General features: G+C 40.5%; 21 protein-coding genes. 7 read left to right on the plus strand and 14 right to left on the minus strand.

Translation table 11 applies throughout. The annotated features are described in order from the left end of the window. The first annotated feature begins 63 nt into the window (after positions 1-63). A complete protein-coding gene (locus QWZ08_RS24015) occupies positions 64-1,071 on the plus strand; it encodes a beta-ketoacyl-ACP synthase III (RefSeq protein WP_290340158.1) in 1,008 nt (335 codons plus the stop codon). Between the two features lie 91 nt (positions 1,072-1,162). Here the strand turns inward: QWZ08_RS24015 and QWZ08_RS24020 are convergent, their stop codons facing one another. Further along, positions 1,163-1,882 carry a porin family protein gene (locus QWZ08_RS24020; RefSeq protein ID WP_290340159.1) on the minus strand — a complete coding sequence of 240 codons (720 nt, stop codon included), beginning with the start codon at positions 1,880-1,882 and terminating at the stop codon, positions 1,163-1,165. Between the two features lie 242 nt (positions 1,883-2,124). Here QWZ08_RS24020 and QWZ08_RS24025 point away from each other — a divergent pair, with 242 nt between their 5' ends. Then, on the plus strand, positions 2,125-2,967 hold the full coding sequence (locus QWZ08_RS24025; protein ID WP_290340160.1) for a sugar phosphate isomerase/epimerase family protein: 843 nt from the start codon (positions 2,125-2,127) through the stop codon (positions 2,965-2,967). 30 nt (positions 2,968-2,997) lie between these two features. On the opposite strand, the gene QWZ08_RS24030 is transcribed toward QWZ08_RS24025, so the two are convergent. From QWZ08_RS24030 to QWZ08_RS24050, 5 genes are all read right to left on the minus strand, one after another. After that, positions 2,998-4,107 (minus strand): SGNH/GDSL hydrolase family protein, encoded by a 1,110-nt coding sequence (locus QWZ08_RS24030; protein ID WP_290340161.1) that lies wholly within the window; start codon positions 4,105-4,107, stop codon positions 2,998-3,000. A gap of 74 nt (positions 4,108-4,181) precedes the next feature. Further along, the gene (locus QWZ08_RS24035) at positions 4,182-5,552 is read right to left on the minus strand and encodes an AGE family epimerase/isomerase (protein WP_290340162.1); all 1,371 of its coding nucleotides are present in this window, start codon (positions 5,550-5,552) and stop codon (positions 4,182-4,184) included. Between the two features lie 308 nt (positions 5,553-5,860). Continuing rightward, a complete protein-coding gene (locus QWZ08_RS24040) occupies positions 5,861-6,892 on the minus strand; it encodes a cytochrome d ubiquinol oxidase subunit II (protein WP_290340163.1) in 1,032 nt (343 codons plus the stop codon). A 2-nt stretch (positions 6,893-6,894) separates the two neighbouring features. Continuing rightward, entirely contained in the window at positions 6,895-8,229 is a 1,335-nt protein-coding gene (locus QWZ08_RS24045) for a cytochrome ubiquinol oxidase subunit I (RefSeq protein WP_290340164.1), read from the minus strand. A gap of 169 nt (positions 8,230-8,398) precedes the next feature. Next, a complete protein-coding gene (locus QWZ08_RS24050) occupies positions 8,399-9,568 on the minus strand; it encodes a THUMP domain-containing class I SAM-dependent RNA methyltransferase (RefSeq protein WP_290340165.1) in 1,170 nt (389 codons plus the stop codon). A gap of 204 nt (positions 9,569-9,772) precedes the next feature. Between QWZ08_RS24050 and QWZ08_RS24055 the strand changes: the two genes are divergently transcribed. Further along, positions 9,773-10,540, plus strand: a complete 768-nt coding sequence (locus tag QWZ08_RS24055) for an NYN domain-containing protein (protein ID WP_290340166.1) — start codon at positions 9,773-9,775, stop codon at positions 10,538-10,540. An 11-nt stretch (positions 10,541-10,551) separates the two neighbouring features. Next, a complete protein-coding gene (locus QWZ08_RS24060) occupies positions 10,552-11,286 on the plus strand; it encodes a glycosyltransferase family 25 protein (RefSeq protein WP_290340167.1) in 735 nt (244 codons plus the stop codon). Positions 11,287-11,307: 21 nt separating this feature from the next. Here the strand turns inward: QWZ08_RS24060 and rfbD are convergent, their stop codons facing one another. The 7 genes from rfbD to QWZ08_RS24095 all read right to left on the minus strand — a co-directional run bounded on the left by rfbD (position 11,308) and on the right by QWZ08_RS24095 (position 18,857). After that, positions 11,308-12,183, minus strand: a complete 876-nt coding sequence (gene rfbD / locus QWZ08_RS24065) for a dTDP-4-dehydrorhamnose reductase (RefSeq protein WP_290340168.1) — start codon at positions 12,181-12,183, stop codon at positions 11,308-11,310. A gap of 8 nt (positions 12,184-12,191) precedes the next feature. After that, the gene (gene rfbC / locus QWZ08_RS24070) at positions 12,192-12,746 is read right to left on the minus strand and encodes a dTDP-4-dehydrorhamnose 3,5-epimerase (RefSeq protein ID WP_290340169.1); all 555 of its coding nucleotides are present in this window, start codon (positions 12,744-12,746) and stop codon (positions 12,192-12,194) included. Positions 12,747-12,760: 14 nt separating this feature from the next. Continuing rightward, the gene (locus QWZ08_RS24075; protein WP_290340170.1) at positions 12,761-13,747 is read right to left on the minus strand and encodes an SDR family oxidoreductase; all 987 of its coding nucleotides are present in this window, start codon (positions 13,745-13,747) and stop codon (positions 12,761-12,763) included. Positions 13,748-13,795: 48 nt separating this feature from the next. Then, on the minus strand, positions 13,796-15,088 hold the full coding sequence (locus QWZ08_RS24080; protein WP_290340171.1) for a nucleotide sugar dehydrogenase: 1,293 nt from the start codon (positions 15,086-15,088) through the stop codon (positions 13,796-13,798). Between the two features lie 171 nt (positions 15,089-15,259). Beyond that, positions 15,260-16,243: a UDP-glucuronic acid decarboxylase family protein gene (locus QWZ08_RS24085; protein ID WP_290340172.1), complete on the minus strand. Its 984-nt coding sequence runs from the start codon at positions 16,241-16,243 to the stop codon at positions 15,260-15,262. A 145-nt stretch (positions 16,244-16,388) separates the two neighbouring features. Next, positions 16,389-17,720: a UDP-glucose dehydrogenase family protein gene (locus tag QWZ08_RS24090; protein WP_290340173.1), complete on the minus strand. Its 1,332-nt coding sequence runs from the start codon at positions 17,718-17,720 to the stop codon at positions 16,389-16,391. 9 nt (positions 17,721-17,729) lie between these two features. Continuing rightward, positions 17,730-18,857: a DegT/DnrJ/EryC1/StrS family aminotransferase gene (locus QWZ08_RS24095; RefSeq protein ID WP_290340174.1), complete on the minus strand. Its 1,128-nt coding sequence runs from the start codon at positions 18,855-18,857 to the stop codon at positions 17,730-17,732. A 118-nt stretch (positions 18,858-18,975) separates the two neighbouring features. Here QWZ08_RS24095 and QWZ08_RS24100 point away from each other — a divergent pair, with 118 nt between their 5' ends. After that, positions 18,976-20,223 (plus strand): 3-deoxy-D-manno-octulosonic acid transferase, encoded by a 1,248-nt coding sequence (locus QWZ08_RS24100; protein ID WP_290340175.1) that lies wholly within the window; start codon positions 18,976-18,978, stop codon positions 20,221-20,223. Here QWZ08_RS24100 and QWZ08_RS24105 read toward each other — a convergent pair. Further along, positions 20,196-20,915, minus strand: a complete 720-nt coding sequence (locus QWZ08_RS24105) for a DUF8457 domain-containing protein (protein WP_290340176.1) — start codon at positions 20,913-20,915, stop codon at positions 20,196-20,198. The genes QWZ08_RS24100 and QWZ08_RS24105 overlap by 28 nt on opposite strands. Before the next feature lie 122 nt (positions 20,916-21,037). On the opposite strand from QWZ08_RS24105, the gene QWZ08_RS24110 reads away from it, so the two are divergent. Then, positions 21,038-21,604 carry a thymidine kinase gene (locus QWZ08_RS24110; protein ID WP_290340177.1) on the plus strand — a complete coding sequence of 189 codons (567 nt, stop codon included), beginning with the start codon at positions 21,038-21,040 and terminating at the stop codon, positions 21,602-21,604. Positions 21,605-21,703: 99 nt separating this feature from the next. Next, positions 21,704-22,357, plus strand: a complete 654-nt coding sequence (locus QWZ08_RS24115) for a heme exporter protein CcmB (RefSeq protein WP_290340178.1) — start codon at positions 21,704-21,706, stop codon at positions 22,355-22,357. The last annotated feature ends 35 nt before the right edge of the window (positions 22,358-22,392 follow it).

Genomic DNA, 22,392 nt, shown 5'->3' on the forward strand with positions numbered 1-22,392 from the left:
GCGTATTTTTGCCCGCTTTTAAAATTATCAAATAAAACCTAAAATAAAAATCTTTTATACGATATGCAAAAAATTACCGCAGCAATTACTTCAGTTGGTGGATACGTTCCGGAATACAGGTTAACCAATGCCATACTGGAAACAATGATTGATACCAATGATGAATGGATCAGGAGCAGGACGGGTGTGGAAGAAAGAAGAATTTTGAAGGGAGAAGGCCTGGCTACTTCGGATATGGCTGTTCCAGCGGTGCTGGAAATATGCAAAAAAAGAGGCATTGACCCTACTGAAATTGATTGCATGATCTGTGCTACGGTAACACCGGATATGATTTTTCCTGCAACAGCTAACATCATCTGCGATAAAATTGGTGCTATAAATGCCTGGGGATTTGATTTAAGCGCCGCCTGTTCCGGTTTTTTATTCGGATTAACAACCGGCGCCGCGTTAATTGAAAGTGGACGCTATAAAAAAGTAGTTATTGTTGGGGGTGATAAAATGAGTGCCATCGTAGATTATACGGATCGTACAACCTGCATTATTTTTGGTGACGGTGCAGGAGCGGTTTTACTGGAACCTTCTACAGAAGATGTTGGGGTGATGGATAGTTTATTGAAAAGCGACGGATCAGGCAAAAATTACCTGCACATGAAAGCGGGCGGATCTTTACGGCCGGCATCTGTTGAAACCGTGCAAGCCAAAGAACATTATATATTTCAGGAAGGACAGCCTGTATTTAAAGCGGCGGTAAAAGGTATGGCTGATGCGGCATATGATTTATTGCAACGCAACCACCTGACAGGTGATGATATTGCCTGGCTGGTACCGCACCAGGCCAACAAAAGAATTATTGATGCCACCGCCAACCGCATGGGCTTACCGGCAGAAAAGGTAATGGTAAATATTCAGCGGTATGGCAATACTACGGCGGGTACTATCCCACTGTGTTTGTGGGAGTGGGAAAGCCAGTTACACAAAGGTGATAACATTGTATTGGCGGCATTCGGCGGCGGATTTACCTGGGGTGCAACTTTGGTTAAATGGGCTTATGATACACCTTCAGCTACCTGATTTCTCATTATCTTAATAGTGTACTCAATACAAAAAAATGGTCGTGTTATTAAAAATGCGACCACTTTTTATATTCCAAAATTTTACTTTATCAGTTGCCCGTCTTTCCTCCAAATATATAACCCACTTTAAAATTTGCGCCATTTGTTTTTAAGGATGAATTTGGGTTAGGATCAATATCGTTAAAGCCCATGGTATAACCCGCCTGAAAATATATTCCGCCCGGGAATTTATAGCCAGCCAGGATATTACCGCCAAAGTCAAGCGCCTTGATGTGTTTATCTGGATCGCTGGCGGAGATCTCACTATCTTTTTTCCCATCAAACCTCACATGACCATTGCCGGATAAAGTTTGGGGAGGGTAACCCGACATAGTAGTGTTGATAGTATAATTATATTTCCCAGACAAGCCATAACTGACGGATGGACCTATCCCCAAATAAAAGGTGTTGGCTCCTGATGGAAAACTGTAGACAAAATTTAAAGGCAGTTCAATAAAATTAAAAGTTCCCTCTCCTGTTGATGCTAAACTCATCGTCGCATCAGTCTTGTTATAATTTGCATTATACCCTTTTTGAATAATATTCAATTCGGGTCTGAAAGAAATTACATGCGTTACAGGCACAACAGCTACAACACCAGCAAGAAATCCAAATTTGGGTTTGGTCAACCCCTTGGTGGTTGTCCCGGATTCTGTACGTTCTCCCTGGAGATTAGCAAAATTTCCACCCAAATGTGCGCCAAAATTAATTTGTGCTGTTACACCTGTTGCTAAAACTGCCAATGCAGCGCTCATGATTAGTTTTTTCATCCAGCTTGATTTTTCTTAAAAATATTGATAAATATAACAATTGCGAAACTGTTCCTGCATTCTGAAGTTTGCTTTGCATTTTAATTTTGCCAATTTTATTGCAGGGTTAAAACAACAGCAATGGATCAAAGCCGTAACGCTGCGATTTTTTTATTTAACTGCTATCATAATTATCAGCATTATATAGTGTAAACGATTTAACTTTATGAAGATAGAGCTACACCTTTAAAACAATTGCCAGTATGAAAGTTTCACCAATTTTACAAGTGTTTATCATCTTCTGCAGCTTAACGATTGGCTCAGTAAACTTGTTGCCTGCCCAACAAATCGGGCTGCAATTATACAGTCTCCGCAATCAATTTAAAACAGACGTGCCGGGTACGCTCGCCAAAATAAAAGATTGGAAAATTACGGCCATTGAAGGAGGCGGTACCTATAATTTACCTGTTGAAGAATATAAAAAATTGCTGAAGCAAAACAACCTGCAAATGGTTAGCTACGGTGCCGGTTTTGAAGAACTTCAAAACAATCCGCAACTGGTGGCAGACAATGCAAAAGCTTTTGGCAGCAAATTTATCATGTGCGCCTGGGTGCCGCACAAAGGTGCCTTTACAATTGAAGATGCGCAAAAAGCCATCGCGGTTTTTAATACTGCCGGAAAGGTGCTGAAAGAAAATGGTCTGCAATTTTGCTACCATCCGCATGGATATGAATTCATGCCTTTTGAAGATGGAACCATGTTCGACTACCTGGTAAAAAACACCAATGCCAGGTATGTAAATTTTGAAATGGATGTTTTTTGGGTAAAGCACCCTGGACAAGATCCGGTAGCATTGCTAAAAAAATATCCCAAACGTTTTTTACTGCTGCATTTAAAAGACCGTAAACCCGGCACGGAAGGAAACCAGGAAGGACATGCCCCGGATGAAACCAATGTTGTACTTGGACAAGGAGATGTTGGCATTGCAGCCGTTATGAAAGAAGCAAAAAAAATCGGTATTAAATATTGTTTTATAGAAGATGAATCGCCCACACCAGTAGAACAAATTCCGCAAAGCCTCCAGTTTTTACATTCACTTAAATAAATCGGTTGTATATATCTGGTGACGAGATTGTTAACCTTTCAATAATTTTCTAAAAAAGGGAATTAACTCTTCGGCGAGTATTGCGTGTTCAGCGACAGAAGGGTGACCGCCGCAACCGGTTGCCTGCATAGGTTCGAAAAAAAACACGGCTACTTTTTTATCCGCAGGATACAACTCATCAATATTTTTTTGTACTGCCAGCAGGCAATTCTGCAGCAGTATCCTGTTACTGCCATTTACCATCGCACTGCTGAGCAGCGCTATTTGTGCCACCGGGTATTTTGATTTTACCAGCTGTACAAATTGGATATAGCTGCTTACAAAAATCCCGCTGTCAAACGGCAACCTTTTTTTGAGGCCATCACCATTGCTGAAATCATTTGTGCCCAATGCAATGCTCACAATTCTTGGTGTGTACAATTTAAAATCCCACATGGCTGAACTGCTTTCCTGGAAATCCGCTTTTTCGTATACCTGTGGCATAACCGGCGCATCACTGTTCCAGTTGCGATAGATGCCGATACCGCTAACACTGCTTAATATAAAATTGGTTTTTAATTCCCTTGCAACCCTTGGGCCATAAGCATAATAGGCGTTGTGCTGATCATGATACTCTCCTGTTCCGCACGGCACTTCAGAAGTATCTGCTGCAGCACCACAGGTTATACTGTTGCCAATAAATTCTATCAGCGGTGCTGATTTTGGTTTAATGGCTTTTACACTTTGCCCGATTATTTTTTCTATTATAATTGCTCCGGTATGTGCTTCCGTAGCCTTGTAAATCCACACGATATGTTTGCCATCTTCACCAGCGGAAATGACAAGAGGGACATGTGAATTTTTTGAAACCTTAATCCGCTTTTGATAAACACCATCCAGTTCATATTGCAGGTAATTGCGGTCTTGTGTATTGGCGATGGATGCAACAACCTGGCAATCCTTACCTTCAAAACTAAACCCAAAATGAACGGCTGAACTTATCAGTTCAAGATTATGTTCTTTATTAATCAGGCATCTCCCATAAGGGAATAAGGCTGTTGCAGGCAACTCGGTGGGTATATCTTTATGGATTGTAAAAGCTGTTACAGTAAGAAACAAAATACATACACCTGCGGCGACTCTTTTAAAATGAAATTTCATAAGCAGCTTTGTTGATTTCTTTGTGTAAATTATGAAAAGAAGATCGGATAGTACGAATATGAATTAAACTTGTTTTATTCTCCCTTACCATTGACTTTTTTCAACCGCTGAATACAGTTGGACAAAGCCCTGAAATTGTGATAATTTCCTTTCCATATATGTCCTTTTAAAGCAGTCTTTCTTTGCGGTTCTTTATCCAATCCTTCTTCGTACCAGTCTCCGTTTACATGATCAATCAGGTAGGTTTGTATATACTTCCACTGCTTTTTAAATTTAGCATAATACTGCATCGCATCATTGGGAAAATAATCTGCCATGAGCAGTAAGGTGTTCATACCTTCAGCCTGTGCCCACCAGTTTTTACTGTCCAGCAATATGGAAATGGTATCACGGTTTTTAAAATAGTATCCTTCATCATAAAAGCCACCAATTGAATTATCCCAGCCATTGCGCAGTGCGTGGTCTACCATCTTTTTGCCTGCATATAATGTGGCGGTATCGTTTTTTATCCCCAATGCGTGCGACGCTTCCAGCATCAGGTAAGCAGTTTCTATATCATGGCCAAAAGATACATGGTCTAAATATGTATGTTTCCTTATAACAGCTTCTGATGAATCCTTAAATGACACCGGCACCCAATCTGGTGTAAAAAAAAGTGTGAGGTACCCTTTGGGGTTGGTGATTTTATCTCTTATCAAATAAAGCATTTCCTCCAGCCTTTCCTTCACCAAATTATCTGGCCATACAGCGTATAATTCTGTAAATGCTTCCAGTAAATGAATAGAAGAATTCTGGTCTTTGTAACCCAGGTCAGCGGTTGAAGGTGTAGCTGCATCTCTTTTTACAACACTGCCATCTCTTTTTAAATGCTGGTAGTAACCCTTATACACCGGATCGTGACTGTGCTGTTCCAGCCACAAAAATGTCTTCTTCGCCAGGTTCAAAGCGCCTGTATCACCAGATGATTTGTAGTAAGCAGACAGCGCATAAATAGCAAAGGCGTTTCCATAGGCTTCCTTGGGAGCATCAGGATTGCTTTTGTCTGTACCCTTCCGCGTGACAAGGTTGTAAAATCCGCCGTAAGTTTTATCCCACATTACATCCCGTAAAAAATGAAACCCGTTTGCCGAGGCCTTCATATAATATTTTATATTGGGATACAACGATGCCGCCTTTGCGCTTGTCCAGGTATGCCTTGCCTGGGTTACAATAAATTTATCCTGTGGACCGGTAGGTTTAAAATCGTACGTATAAGTGGTGAGAAAACCGCCATACATATTATCAATGCATTGCGGATACCATTTGTTTAGTAATTCTTTTTTAACGGAATAATCCATCTCTGCCGCAATTTTAAACCGCTCTTGCTTTGCAGCTGTAATTGCGTTTGTTTGAGCCGATGCGTCGGTGAAAAATAAAAAAGACAGGAACAATAAGATTGTTTTCATGCTTTTGATTGCTATTGTTATTTACCACGTTTTTTTATACCTGCTTATGCTATGCCTTAAATGTCACACGCAACATACGAAAGCAGAGAGAAATAAAATACGAAAGATAAAATGGCATATGATATTGCTAAATCACTTTTTAACGACCCAGTAATTTACTACAATGCACATGAAATCTATTGTACTTCTTTATCTGATCGCAATAATAAATTAGCCGTTAATAAATGAGTTATCTACCAACAACGGTTTAATTGCCGGAGTTAAAAAGGCTAAACTCGTTCTGGAAAAAAGCAATAACTTAATCTCAATCAGGCATTTTTTTTAGGCTTGCTTACAACAATTTTTTTATGTTGAAAATCGTACACTAAATAAAACAGTGCTGGTAAAATAAACAGGCTGCCAATCAGCAATGCCATTGCCAGTGTGTAGATGGTTTTTTCGGGTGCACTTCCATCGGTTAAGGATAAATATTGACCGCCTTTGAGCAATACAATATTTGGGAAATGCTGATAGGTAATCGCAAGTAAAATCATCGTAACCTGGAAACCTGCCAAAACACGAATAATTATTTTTTTTCCCTTAGATAAAAGATACCACAGCAATGCCAGTGACACCATTGCTGTTGCGATGGCGGCTACCCCCACGGCATTGCCAAACAACCATTCGGCAAGTGGCACGCCATCAAGCTTTGCTGCAATAAAAACAAGTGTACCCGCAACTGCTGCGGCAATATTGGTAGTGCGTGCTTTTGTCTTAAATCGTTGAACGTCCTGTTCATTTTCCGTTTCACCAATTAGATACACAGATGCTAAAAAGCCGCAGATGCTTACTGTAAATAAACCAACCGCCACAGAGAAAAAATTGAGCCAGCTAAAAATATAAGCGTCCAGGTAATTGCCTGCCGCGGAATCAATTTTACCTGAAACTGCCGAACCGGCAATGATACCTAAAAACAATGGCGTTACACAACTGGCATACATAAAAATACGGTTGTAAACTACCTGCAATTCATCGGTTACTGCATCGTAATTTCTAAAAGTAAATGCAGTGCCTCTTGCGATAATGCCCAGTAACATACCTACCAACGGAATGTGCAGATTTACCGACATGGTAGTATAGATAGTAGGAAAGCCGACAAATAAAATCACAATCACGATAATAAGCCACATGTGGTTGGCTTCCCAAATAGGACCTATTGCCCGATACATGGTTCTTCGGGTTCTTTCCTGGTTCTTTTTGGTAGTAAATAATTCTATGATGCCGGCACCAAAATCGGCACCGCCCATTAAAAGATACAGCAGTATCGCCACCCACAAAAACGCCATTACTACATACAGCATAATCATTCATTTATTAACTGTTCGCCTGCCGGAATATCATATAATTTACCCACCATTTTTATTTGCCGGTACAACATAAATATTACAATCAGCGCCAATGAAAGATAGACAGCACTGAAAAGATAAAACGAATACACAATGCCTGGCATTGGCGTTACAGCATCTTTTGTCTTCATCACGCCGTAAATAATCCATGGCTGCCTGCCTACTTCAGTTACTGTCCAACCAGCTTCTACAGCAATAAAGCCCAATGGCGTTGCCCACACAAATAATTGCAACAACCAGCGGCTGTTACGCCATTGTTTTTTTCTTATCACTGCAATAAAATACATAATGCCAATACCCATCATGATCATGCCCAGGGCAACCATTACCTGGAATGCATAATGCGATATGGCTACCGGGGGGCGCTCCTCTTCCGGTACACTATCCAATCCCTTTACCTCGCTATTAAAATCACCATTGGCCAAAAAACTTAAACCTCCCGGAATTTTTAATGCATAGTTTACTTCCTTATTTTTTTCATTGGGTATACCTCCAATGATTAAAGCGGCTGACTTTTCTGTAACAAAATGTGCTTCCATCGCAGCCAGTTTTGCGGGCTGGGTTTTAGCAACAAATTTTGCAGAAATATCTCCACTTAAAGGTTGCAGTATAGCAGCAGCTGCACCAAAAACCGCCGCAATTTTAAATGCTTTGGTATGAAAAACTACATTCTTTCTTTTCAACATCATCAACGCATGAATGCCTGCTACCGCGAAACCAGTAGCAGCAAAAGCAGCGATAGACATGTGCAGTGATTGAGAAAACCAGGCCGGGTTAAAGATAGCTTTTACCGGATCAATGTCTGAGTATTGTCCATTTGCAAAAGTAAAACCAGTTGGTGTATTCATCCAGGCATTGGCGGCCACAACCAATACACCGGAAACCAAACCGCTAATACCAACTACCACGCCGGTAACCCAGTGAAACCATTTATTAAACCTGTCCCAACCATAAAGAAAGAAACCAAGTGCAATGGCTTCTATAAAAAAGGCGGTGCCTTCCAGTGAAAACGGTAGTCCGAAAATGGGCCCCGCATGCAGCATAAATTTAGGCCATAACAAGCCCAGTTCAAAAGAAAGTACTGTGCCCGATACAGCGCCGGTGGCGAAAAAAATAGCCACGCCCTTGCTCCATGCTTTGGTAACATTTCTATAAACCGGCTGATTTGTTTTGAGATAATAATAATGGGAAACAGCCATAAAAAACGGCATCACCATACCGATGCAGGAGAACACAATATGAAAGCCCAGCGACAGCGCCATCTGCGAACGGGCGGCGATAAAATCGTCCATAAAAAACTGATTTTTTGCGAGGCAAAGGTACAATCAATGAGATGAGGACAATAGATTTGTTTAGCTATTTGCAATATGAAATGTCTTCTACAAATAACCAGAAAAGATTGCACCGGATTCCAATAATCTGTTCTCAATCCCCCTTGGAGTTAGGGGCTGTCCTTCGAGGTTAGGGGGCCACTCTTTTTGTTCCAGCATACAATTCATATTCAAACAAACGGCAGTCAATTTTACTTGTGTAAAATTCTATGCGGCGGCTGGGTTTAAGACCAATCTTTTTTGCCAGCTCCAGATTACCAGTGAAGATATAGCCGAAGTATCCTTTGCATTTCTTCTTTAAAAAATCACCCATACGGCCATAAGTAATTTCCAGGGCGGCGGCTACCCCCAGGCGGTCGCCATATTCAGGATTGAAATAGATAACACCTGACTGATCTTCCGGAATACGGGTTGTTTCAAAATCACCAACAGCAAACTCAATCAAATCTGCCACGCCTGCAGCACCAGCATTTATTTTTGAAATGTTGATGGCGTCTTCACTAATGTCTGTTGCGATGATGGTAAGGCCCGGAACTACCTTAATTACTTCGTCTAACCGTTGGCGTTGTTGCTGGTACATCTCGATTGCAAACCCCGCTACATGCATAAAAGCGTAATTGCTGCGGTATAAGCCGGGCCTGCGGTTGGTAGCCAGTAAAGCGGCTTCAATGGCCAGTGTGGATGATCCGCACATGGGATTGATAAAGGGCGATTTCCGGTCCCATTTGGTTGCCAGTAAAGTGGCTGCAGCCAAGGCTTCCAGCATGGGTGCTTTGCCGGGTATTTTTCGATATCCATGTTTGGACAATGTCTCACCGGAAGTATCAATAAATATTTCCGCCACGGATTCTTTCCAGTATAAATGAATAACTGTTTTATCCAGTTCCGGACCAGAATTGGGACGTAAGCCAGTTCTGTCGCGGAAGCGGTCAACAATGGCATCTTTCACTTTTACATTGGCGTATAACGAATTGTTGATGGTTTCATTATCGACATTGCTGCTGATGGAAAAATAGCCATCGGCAGGGATGATATCTTCCCATTCAAAATCAATTAAGGTTTTATACAAATCATCCGCATTGTACGCCGTAAATTCTTTTACAGAAAACAATACCTGACTGGCACAACGCAGGTTCAGGTTGAGTTTGATACAATCCGCTAACGTGCCTTTTAGTTCAACACCGGTTTTAAAAACACGGACTGGTGTAAACCCGAGTTCAGTAATTTCCTGCTGCAGGTAAGGAGAAAGCCGGTTGCTGCAGGTAATGATTATTTTGCTGGTGAGGTGGAAGACTTGCATAAGTAGTGCAAAAGTAACCAATACAAATGTTTATTTGGCCGGTAAGAAGTCAAGTGTTTGGTAATAGATTTTTTGCATTAAGACATTTTAGTGTCAGAAAAAGTAAGGCTGTAATCTCATTAATGAAAAGTAAATTGTCGAGACCGCTGATTGCAAATAACTTCGAAGCGGAAATAAAATTATATAAAAGAAGTAACTTGTGTAATGGACTTTCAAAAAGATATACGGCTGGCTGTACTGATAGATGCAGACAATGTGCCTTACAGCAACGTCAAAGGCGTGATGGAAGAAATAGCCAAATACGGCACGCCAACCTTCAAAAGAATTTATGGCGACTGGACAAAACCTACGGTATCCGGTTGGAAGAATGTATTGCTTGAAAATGCAATTACACCCATTCAGCAATACAGCTATACCAGTGGCAAAAATAGCAGCGACAGCGCCCTCATTATTGATGCCATGGATATCCTTTATTCCGGTAAGGTCGATGGATTTTGTATCATCTCCAGCGATAGCGATTTTACAAGACTGGCAACAAGGTTACGGGAAGCGGGAATGAAAGTGTTTGGCATTGGTCAAAAGAAAACGCCCAACCCTTTTATAGTTGCCTGCGATAAGTTTATTTACATGGAAATTATTCCTTTGTTTGAATCAGGCGAACCTGAAACCGTTGTTGCTAAGGCCAGCAAACCTACTACCAAAGCGGTTGTTGACAAAGTAAACAGGGAAACGCTTAAAATTATAAAAGCCACCATTGATGATTTGGCCGATGAAAATGGCTGGGCCTTTTTAGGCGATGTCGGCAACCTGGTGTTAAAAAAACAGCCTAATTTCGATCCGAGGAATTATGGCTTTTTAAAACTCACGCCGCTGATGAAATCGTTACCGCAGTTTGAAATTGAAAAGCGGGAGACAGAAAAAGGTGGTACCAAATTAATTTTTGTGCGCAATAAAGAAGCACAGCAGCAATAAAAAACAGGAGGATGATTGAAGAGTTTGGCATAGAGGACATTTACATTGTTCATGCAAAAAAAGGCTACGAATTTCATGAGAACAGGATCAATAAATTATTTGCAAAAAATGGCTTGCGATTTGAATATGTAACGGATGGTGACCCCAGTTGTTTTGATCAGGCATTATTGGATAAATATTTTTCAGCCGATATAAAACAGGTATTGTCTGTTGGCGTATTGAGTTGTACGCTCAACCATATCTTAAGTTATGAGCGGATGGTAAAACGCAATAATCGCTTTGCGTTGGTATTTGAAAATGACCCTTTCTTTTTAGGTGACTTTGTTGAGCAGATAAAAAAAATAGCGGCTGAAGCCGCCAAACTTACTCCGGGCTTTATCATCTCTCTTGAAAATACAACACTGCAATTTCCTGCAGTTAAAAAATTACGCAAAGGGCAACTGTTATACCCGGCAATTAAGGGGCGGTGCGCCGGTGCATATTTGCTGGATCTACAGGCTGCAAAGAACATGCTGAAGGATCTGGAAACGCATAAATGCAGGCAGGTAATCGACTGGTGGCACAATACTTTGATTGATACAGGTGTGATAAAAATGTATTGGGCTGATCCGCCTATAACAGAGCAGGGATCGCATAATGGGTTGCTTTCTGCCGGTATCTCAACTAAAACAAAAAGCACTCAACGCCGCATTGCATGGCTTGCTCAGAAATATTATAAATCTTATGTGAGCAGGTGGTTTAAGTAAGCCCCATCCCCTGAAGCGGAGTTATGAAGCGTCTAACAATTGCAGGCATTTAACCAAACTGTCTTTCCACGCAGGAATATTTAAATCAAAGCTCTTTTGAATTTTAGTTGTATCCATTACCGAATAGGAAGGCCGTTTTGCCGGCGTTGGATAACTGGATGATGGAATGGGATTAACCATGCATTTGCTACCGGATAATTCTTTGATTGCATCCGCAAACTGGTACCAGTTGATAACGCCGGTGTTGGAATAATTATAAATACCGGCGTGTGATGTTGCTTTTTCTGACACAATGATTTGCATAATGGCTGCAGCAAGATCGGCAGCATAAGTCGGGCAACCTACCTGGTCGCTTACAACATTCAGGCTTTCCTTTTCTTTCATCAGGCGCAGCATCGTTTTTACAAAATTATTTCCAAAGCTGCTGTATACCCAGGAAGTGCGAATGATAATACTGCCTGCATTATTTTCCTGCGCCAATTCTTCTCCTTTTAATTTGGTTGCGCCATACATATTTACAGGTGCAACCGGAAAATCTTCTGTATAAGGAATGGTGGCGGTGCCATCAAAAACATAATCTGTTGAAACGTGTATGAACAGGGCGTTGTGCGTTTTGCAAACAGCAGCCAGATTACCTACCGCAGTTGCATTCACCAGCATGGCTTTTTCAGTTTCTGTTTCAGCTTTATCCACAGCAGTATAAGCGGCGCAATTGACACAATAGTCAATTGCATGGTTATCAAAATAGCTTTTTACTGCTTCCGGATCATCAATTGCGAGTTCATCTTTTGTTACAAATAAAAAATTATACGCCGGAAATGATGCACTGATTACTTTCATTTCGTTACCGAGTTGCCCGTTGGCACCGGTTACTAAAATTGTCTTTTTTTCTGCCACAATAAAAATTAAATAGTAAAATTGGTTTTGCAGTCTTCTATATTAGGAAGCACCAGGTCTTTGGCAGCTACCATTTCTTTGCCTGCCGGTACCTTCCAGTCGATATTCAGTGTGGGATCATTGTACATCAATCCGCCTTCGCTTTCTTTGTGATAAAAACCATCACATTTATACAATACTTCAGCGGTTTCTGTCAATACGGAATACCCGTGAGCAAATCCCCTGGGTACCAGTAATTGCTTTTTATTTTCTGCTGATAATTCTATACTGAAGTGCTTACCAAAAGTTGGTGAACCAACTCTCAGGTCAACCACAACATCTAAGATAGTACCGCTCAGTGAACGGATTAATTTAGTTTGCGCATTGGGGTTTAACTGAAAATGCAACCCGCGGATTACACCGTAAGTAGATCGGGCCTGGTTATCCTGCACAAAAGTCATTGTTGCGCCACCATCTGTGAAAGTATTGTAATTGTAGCTTTCGAAAAAATAGCCACGGTCATCATTAAATACTCTTGGTTCATAAATCAATAATCCCGGAAAATCAGTTGCGGTAAAAGGCATAAATAATTAAATGTTTAAGAATATAATTTTTTAAAAAATTCGATTGTTTCGGTTAACCCGTCTTTAAAATTTTTAACCGGCTCATAACCCAGCAAATTCTTTGCAAGCGAAATGTCTGCCAGCGAATTCCGGATATCACCTGCCCTTGGTTCCCTGTAGGTTGCTTCAAATGTACTATCTAAATAGTCCCTGCACGCATTAAATAAATAATTTACAGAAAAATTTTCGCCAACCGCCACATTATAAACCTGGTCTAACGCCGCCGCATTATCAGTCAGCATACCTTTTACATTAACCTGCACCGCATTGTCTACAAAAGTAAAATCGCGGGTTTGTTCTCCATCGCCATTAATATATACAGGTAACTGCTTCATAATTCCTTTTACAAACAAAGGAATTACCGCTGCATAAGCCCCATCAGGGTCTTGGCGCGGGCCAAAGATATTAAAATAACGGAAACCCATTATTTTTAAGCCGTATGTCCTGGCAAAAACCTGGGCATACAATTCGTTTGTTTTTTTTGTTGCAGCATAAGGAGATAAGCAGTTTCCCACCCTACTTTCCACTTTAGGCAAGGTTGGCTCATCGCCGTATACAGAAGAGGATGAGGCATAAACAAACTGCTCAACTTTGTTATCAGCCGCCGCTTTAAGCATGTTCATAAAGCCGCCAACGTTTACTTCATTAAAGTAAACCGGTTCTTTGATGGATCGTGGTACAGAGCCCAGGGCTGCCTGGTGGCTTATATAATTAATCCCCATGCAGGCTTGCTGACAGATGTCCGCATTTCGGATATCACCTTCTATAAATTCAAATGCGGGGTATTGACGGAGAATTGACAAATTTGAATCAAACCCATTCGCCATATTATCCAGCACCCTTACCTTGCGTGCACCATTTTTTAATAAGTATTCCGCAATATGGCTGCCGATAAAACCTGCTCCGCCTGTTATTAAAAAATCAGCAGTGGTTAAATCTTTGGTATGAAAAAAATTATCCATCGAATTTTAGTCTTTGTAAAAAAGCTGGGCTCTTATTATCCAGGTTATTTATAAACTCCAGTACAATCGGCTTTTTATTGCCGTCCTGTAAATACCCTTCAGATCGGCTATCATCGCTTCAGGCTTTGTAATACCTGTAAAATAATCGTCACCCAGTTGTTTATATTCATTGTGAGGTACTGCAGCAATTACTGCGTCATAATCATTTCCGATATTTGTAGTTAAGCCAAATCCATACTCATGCATCAGCTCCGTGCTTGAAGCATGCGGATCAGTTACATGAACATTGAGCGAGTAAGACTGTAATTCCTTTACAACATCAGCCACTTTACTATTTCTGATATCACTCACATTTTCTTTAAACGTGGCACCCATCACAAGCACCTTCGCGTTTTTTATATTACCATTATGCTGAATGATATGCCGCAACACTTTTTTTGCTATATAGCCAGACATTCCGTCATTGATAACACGCCCCGCTAAGATAACCTGGCTGTCATATCCCAGTTCCTTAGATTTATACGTCAGGTAATACGGATCAACACCTATGCAGTGCCCTCCAACAAGGCCAGGCTGAAATTTCAAAAAATTCCATTTGGTTCCTGCAGCCTCCAAAACTTCAAAAGTATTGATCCCCATTTTATCGAAAATAATAGACAACTCATTCATCAGCGCAATATTTAAATCACGCTGCGTGTTTTCAATAATTTTTGCTGCCTCTGCTACTTTTATGCTGGATGCTTTGTGTACGCCCGCTGTTACTACCAATTCATATACTTTCGCAATCAAATCAAGGCTTTCAGCGTCACAACCACTTACCACTTTTATAATTCTTGCCAAGGTATGTTCCTTGTCGCCCGGGTTTATTCTTTCAGGCGAATAGCCGCTTTTAAAATCCACTACATTTTTTAGACCGCTTAATTTTTCAATAATCGGCAAACAGTCTTCCTCGGTGCAGCCTGGATAAACAGTACTTTCAAAAACAACATAATCGCCCTTTTTTATCACTTTGCCAATCGTTTCACTGGCTCTCGTAACCGGCACCAGGTCTGGCACATTGTGTTCATCCACCGGTGTAGGTACGGCTACTATATAAAAAGAAGCCTGCTTCAGTACTTCAAGATCATTGGTAAATTCGATATCACATCCATCAAATGCAGTTGTTTCCAACTCTTTACTTGGGTCGATATTATTACGCATCATGTCCACCCGCTTCGCATTGATATCAAAGCCAATGACTTTAATTTTTTTTGCAAATTCCAACGCTATCGGTAAGCCAACATACCCCAGCCCTATTACTGCCAGTATTTTATTTTTATCTATCAGTTCCTTGTATTCCATTCTAAATTTATTTTACACGCCTCTAACCCCTGTGGGGAAATGGCATAGATCGTTATTTCTCCAAAACGGAGTGGTTAATTTAATATTTAAACTGTTTTTTGCGGAAACCCACATTTAGTTTTACAACTAATTGCCTGATTTTCTAGCAAAACGTCCCACATAAGCTATTGCCTATTTTTTCTTAATAAATTCCTTAGGCAATTTATACAATTCTTCCTGCGGGAGCGATTTAAAATACTCGTAAGTAATCTTTAATCCTTCGGCACGATTTACAGTAGGCTGCCAGCCGAGAATTTCTTTTGCCTTTGTAATATCCGGTTGACGTTGTTTAGGGTCGTCTGTAGGCAAGGGCTTATAGATAATTTTTTGTGATGTGCCTGTTAGCTTTATAATTTCTTCCGCAAAATCTTTTAAAGAAATTTCATCCGGATTGCCAATGTTAACAGGTTGCTCATGATCGCTCATTAACAGCCGGTAAATGCCTTCCACCAAATCAGCCACATAACAAAAACTCCTTGTCTGACTTCCATCACCGAACACCGTTAAATCTTCCCCTCTCAATGCCTGCCCAATAAATGCTGGTAATGCACGTCCGTCATTGAGGCGCATTCTTGGTCCGTATGTATTGAATATTCTTACAATCCTTGTTTCCAGGTGGTGAAAAGTATGGTAGGCCATGGTAATAGCTTCCTGGAATCGTTTGGCTTCATCATATACACCCCGTGGTCCTATGGGATTTACATTGCCCCAATATTCTTCCGTTTGGGGATGAACCAAAGGATCGCCATACACTTCGCTGGTACTTGCTACCAACATTCTTGCTCCTTTTGAAAGGGCAAGTCCGAGGCAGTTGTGGGTACCAAGTGAACTAACTTTTAAAGTCTGGATAGGTATTTTTAAATAATCAATCGGGCTGGCTGGTGAAGCAAAATGAAGTATGTAATCGAGTGGGCCGGAAACATGTATAAATTTAGAAACATCATGATGATAAAACTCAAATTCTTTTAACTTAAAAAGATGCTCGATGTTTTTTATATCACCGGTGATCAGGTTATCCATTCCGATAACATCGAACCCTTCTTTTATAAACCGGTCACACAAATGTGATCCTAAAAAGCCAGCAGCTCCCGTTATCAATACCCTTTTGTTTGCCATATTACTCGTTTAAAGTCTGATTTTTTATATTTATGTTGGATATCTTATTTTTGAATAGCCGTTGGTGATCTCTTCTTAACTTGAAAAATCTTATATAGATTAAAGCTGCTTCTATATCAGCCACGGTAATTTAGAAATCATCCATTTAGCTATTTTGAACAATTGCTTTTCTACCAATACTTACATAGTGATACCCCAGGTCTTCCATCTGTTTTAAATCAAACAAATTACGTCCGTCAAAAATAGCTTTGTTCTTTAACAGGGATGTTATCTTTTTAAAATCCGGTGTTCTGAACTCACTCCATTCTGTTGCAATTACCAATGCATCAGCATCTTTCAGCGCATCATACTGGCTTTCTACAAAAGTAATCTTATCCCCTACCAGCTGCTTCACATTGTTCATAGCTTCGGGATCAAAGGTAGCCACTGTGGCACCGGCCTCTAAAAACGCATCAATTAAATATAAGGCTGGTGCCTCTCTGATGTCATCTGTATTAGGCTTAAACGCCAATCCCCACAATGCAATTTTTTTTCCTTTCAGGTCATTATTAAAGTAAGATTTTATTTTTGGCACCAGGTGAAGTTTTTGTTTTTCATTCACTTCCATTACTGCATCGAGTATTTTAAAACTATAATCAACTTCAATAGACGATTTTGCCAGTGCCTGCACATCTTTAGGAAAGCAACTACCTCCATAACCAATGCCCGGAAATAAAAAGCGCCGGCCAATGCGTTCGTCACTGCCAATTCCTTTCCGGACCATGTCTACGTCAGCGCCCAACAGTTCACACAACTGTGCAATTTCATTCATGAAAGTTATTTTGGTTGCTAAAAACGAGTTGGCAGCATACTTTGTTAACTCAGCACTTTTTTCATCCATAAAAATTACCGGGTTGCCCTGGCGTACAAAGGGTGCATATAAATCATTCAATACTTTTTTTGCCTTATCTGAAGAAGTGCCAATAACTACCCTGTCTGGCTTCATAAAATCATCTACCGCAACACCTTCTCTTAAAAATTCAGGATTGCTCACAATATCAAATGTTCCTTCAATGCCTCCATTGTCAAGCAATGCCTTTTCTACCTTTGCGGCAGTACCCACAGGCACCGTGCTTTTATCAATAATTATTTTATAATCTCCTGCTTTTATAAGGGCGCCCAAATCTTTTGCAACACCTAATATATATTTTAAATCCGCACTTCCATCTTCTCCGGGAGGTGTTGGTAATGCAAGAAAAATAACCTGGGCATCTTTTATCCCATCTGCAAGAGATGTTGTAAACTGCAACCTTCCTTCACGCTGGTTTCTTAAAAATATTTTTTCCAGCCCGGGCTCGTAAATTGTTATTTTTCCTGAAGACAATTTGTCTACTTTGGTCTTGTCAATATCCACACACACTACTTCGTTTCCTGTTTCTGCAAAACAGGTTCCGGTTACAAGGCCAACATAGCCTGTTCCTACAACTGCTATCTTCATAATTAATGTTTAGTTTATATAGTTTAAGATTTTAGATGCAATAAATGTTTGCTGTTCTTCATCCAGCTCGGTATGAATTGGTAACGAAATCACTCTTTCAGTTAACCAGTCCGTAGTTGCAAGCTGGTAATTTTTTCCGCCAAAGGCGTCAAACATTTTCTGTTTATGACAGGGCACGGGGTAATATATCATTGAGGGAATTCCATTTTCAGCCAGGTACTTATTTAATCCATCCCGGTCAACGTTGTTTAGCGTTAATGTGTACTGATGAAAAACATGTTTACAATACGAAGCCCGGAACGGAGTAGTTATTTGCTTATAACCTGCAAAAGCGTTGTCATAAAAATCAGCTGCCTTTGTCCGCGACGCGATGTATTCATCCAGGTGCTGTAATTTAATGTCAAGAATAGCAGCCTGTATCGCATCTAATCTTGAATTGCAGCCCACCATTTCATGATAATATCTTTTGCTTTGCCCATGTGCTGCAATCATTTTTAATTTTTCTGCTAACGCATCGTCATTGGTAAATATTGCCCCCCCATCGCCGAATGCACCCAGGTTTTTCGACGGATAAAAAGAGGTACATCCAATATGTCCGATGCTGCCGGTTTTTACTATCTGCCCATCACCAAATGTATAATCACAGCCTATTGCCTGGGCATTGTCTTCGATAACAAAAAGGTTATGTTTTTTTGCAATCGCCATAATCTGCTCCATCTCAGCCGCATGCCCATACAAGTGCACAGGAATAATGGCTTTTGTTTTAGGGGTAATGGCCTTTTCCAGCGCTTCCACATCCATACAAAAAGTCCGTTTATCAACTTCTGTAAAAACAGGTTGCAGGTGCAGCAATGCGGCCGCTTCTACCGTAGCTATGTAGGTAAACGACGGGGTAATTACTTCATCACCAGGGTTAAGTCCTAATGCCATCATAGAAATCTGCAAAGCGTCGGTACCATTGGCGCAGGGAATAACATGCCTTACGCCGTTGTATGCAGCCAGGTTTGCCGCAAAATCATTTACCACTTTCCCCCCGATAAACTGACTGCTTTCCATCACACTCAACACAGCTGCATCCACCTCTGGTTTTATTTTCAGGTACTGTGTTTTTGTATCAACCATCTGCAGAGGCCTCATATATAATTTTTTCGTTGGCAAAGATAGGGATTCAAGGGCAGTTTCAAATTTGATCCTATAGTAATAGCAACTGATTGTATTTGAATTTTTGCTGTTAGCTTTGTTGTAAAACAACTAATTGGGCACCTTTCTTTATAGCATTTTCCTCTCGCTTTATATCGCGGGTCTTAAAATTTTATCACCATGGAATGCTAAGGCAGGACTGTGGGTTTCGGGCAGAAAAAAATTTCCGGGAATCACGTTTCCGCGTGATAATAATATAAAAACGGTATGGATGCATTGTGCCAGCCTGGGGGAATTTGAACAAGGCAGACCCGTACTTGAATTGTTAAAAAAACAAAACCCGTCATTAAGAGTGGTGCTTACTTTTTTTTCGCCCAGTGGCTACGAAGTCCAAAAAAATTACACCGGGGCAGATGCTGTTTTTTATTTGCCCATCGATAGTAAAGCCAATGCTGACAAAATGATTTCTATCATTCAGCCCTCGCTGGTTTTATGGGTGAAATATGAGTATTGGTTTTTCTATTTGCAGGCTTTTAAGCAACATAATATTCCGGTTTTATTGGTATCCGGCATCTTCAGAAACAGGCAGCCATTTTTTAAATGGTATGGTGGGATGTGGAAAAAAATTCTGCCGAGTTTTACGCATTTTTTTGTTCAGGATGAAGCATCAAAGGAATTACTTACCAAAGCGGGATTTGCTAAAAATGTAACCGTAAGTGGCGATACCAGGTTTGACCGTGTGATCGAAATTGCAGCACAGTTTACACAGGTTCCAATGATACAAAGTTTTTGTGGCGAAAATAAAGTTATCGTAGCAGGCAGCACCTGGGAGGAGGATGAAGCTGAATTAATTCATTATGTAAAGGCCAATCCGCAGATAAAATTTATCCTGGCGCCGCATGAAATTGATGCGGATAACTTAGAAGACGTTCAGAAACAATTCAGCGGAGCAGTACTTTATTCACAGTTGAAAGATGCCCCCGGTGTTACAACAAATGTTTTGATCATCGATAATGTAGGCATGCTTTCCCGCCTGTATTTCTATGCTGATATAACCTATGTTGGTGGCGGATTTGGAGGCGACGGCGTACACAATGTGCTGGAAGCAGCAGTGTTTGGAAAGCCTGTAATTTATGGGCCTGAGTTTGAAAAATTTATTGAGGCCATTGAGCTTACTAATTGTGGCGGAGGCATCAGCATTAACAGTGCCCTGGAACTGGAGGCTGAACTAAATAAATTGTGGGAAAACAAAACATTATTAGAGACAACCGGTAAAGCAGCAAAAACTTATGTGTATTCCAATGCCGGCGCATCAAAAAAAATAGCAGATTTTATTCAGGCAAATCGTCTCCTGATCAGTTGATCAAACTGCTGCACAATCCGGTTATCTTCCGACCAGCCTATCTTGATTTTTAACTCCCGCTTGATCCAGTATTCTGCTTCAGGCCAGATGGTAAAACTGTTAATTGTTTTTATACTACGTTCGTACATTGCTTCATCTCCTCTAAATAATTCACTGATAAATAAAAAGCGGTCGTTAACACCAATTGCTTTTTTAAGGTCCTTCACGGGGCCATCACTTAGTTTAGAACTCAGCTCTTTAAAAGATTCTCTCAAGGTATCGTTCAAAGATATTTTTTCAGTGGCTACAGCTTCGTTGATTTCTCTTTTTGGGGCAGCAACCGGTTGGTGAATGAATGTTGGAATTTCATCAATCGGCTGGTACTGAACAGTTGGTTTATTGGTAGCGCTGATATGTTGCATAACAGACGCATTGCGTTTTATCTCTTCAAGCTCCGCTTCCATAGCGGCTTCATCTACCTGCAGCACTTCTACTATTTTTTCTTGCTGAACATCTGATGATGCTGATCTTGGTTGTGGATTTTGCATTGGCATGGATACTGTTACCAGTTTGCTGGTTTGCGTCGGTTGCATTCCCTGCACACGCATTAATTCATGGCGCATCATTTCTACTGTGAGCAATATTTTTTCCGGAGGAAATTTTTGAGTTACTTGTTGTTGCAGCTGCTGCAAAAGTGTTTCCACTCTTTCCATAAATACCATTATTTGTTAATAAGCAATTACAAAGAAATTTAGTTTTGACTAATGCCTTAAAAGGGCAATCTTTGCAAACATTCAAAATAAAGTTACAAACTCAATCTCTAAAAAATATATAAATGTTTATTGAGCCAAATTTAAAAGGCGGGCGGGGTTCTATTGAAGTGATTTGTGGAAGCATGTTTAGCGGAAAAACTGAAGAACTCATCAGGCGTTTAAAGAGGGTAAAAATAGCCAACCTCACTTACGAAATTTTTAAACCGGCCATAGATGTACGCTACGACCAGGTAAATATTGTAAGTCATGATACCAATTTTATTCAGAGTACACCGGTTGAAAGCTCACAAACAATTTTGCTGCTCGCAGGTGAGGTTGATGTGGTAGGCATTGATGAAGCACAATTTTTTGATGCGGAAATTGGTAACGTGTGCGAACAGCTGGCACTGCGGGGCATAAGGGTAATAATTGCGGGGCTGGATATGGATTATACTGGGAAACCATTTGGCCAAATGCCCAACCTTTTAGCCATTGCAGATTATATAACTAAACTGCACGCCATCTGTGTAAAGTGCGGTAATATCGCTAATATCAGTTACCGTAAAACTGCCGCGGCTGGACAGGTGGTACTAGGTGAAAAAGACATATATGAACCCCGTTGCAGGATATGTGCCCTGCTGAAAGACTAACCTCCATTTCAATATTGAGGCGGGGTTCTTTATACTAAAAATAATAAATTCCTAACACGCAGTTTGAAAACCTGATTTATAAATAAGCGCTACATTTTAATGAAAACAATTTTTGCTTTATTAAAAAAAGACTTACTGCTGGAGCTAAGGCAGCAGCATAGCTTTTATGGCATATTGTTATATGTAGCGTCTACTATATTTGTATTATACCTGTCCCTCAGTAACCCGGAGCCGGATGTATGGAATGCGTTGTTTTGGGTGATACAATTGTTTGTTTGTGTAAATGCCGTGGCCAAAAGTTTTTTACAGGAAAGCCGTGGCCGCATGCTTTATTTTTATTCTATTTCTGGCGCCAGGGAATTTATCATAGCCAAATTAATTTACAATATCATTTTAATGCTGCTGATGAGCATGATGAGCCTTGGGCTTTTTTTCCTGCTATTAAAAAATCCACTTGATAAACCCCTTGTTTTTTTAGGTATTGTATGTCTGGGTAGCATTAGTTTAAGCCTCGTGTTTACATTACTTGCAGCCATTGCAGCCAAGGCGCAACAAAATGCAGCCCTGATGGCCATCCTGGGTTTCCCTTTAATTGTGCCTCAGTTATTACTGGTAATCCGTTTGTCCAAAGCAGCTTTTGGCGAACAGTTCCGGACAGGAGCAGTTTTAAATTTAACCGGCCTTATTGTGGGGCTGGATATTATGGTGCTTATATTGTCCATTATTTTATTTCCATTCCTGTGGAAAGACTAAGCATTGAGCTCCCCTCTCTATACCCGTTATAGTTT

Source organism: Ferruginibacter paludis, assembly GCF_030409685.1.
GTDB lineage: Bacteria > Bacteroidota > Bacteroidia > Chitinophagales > Chitinophagaceae > Ferruginibacter > Ferruginibacter paludis.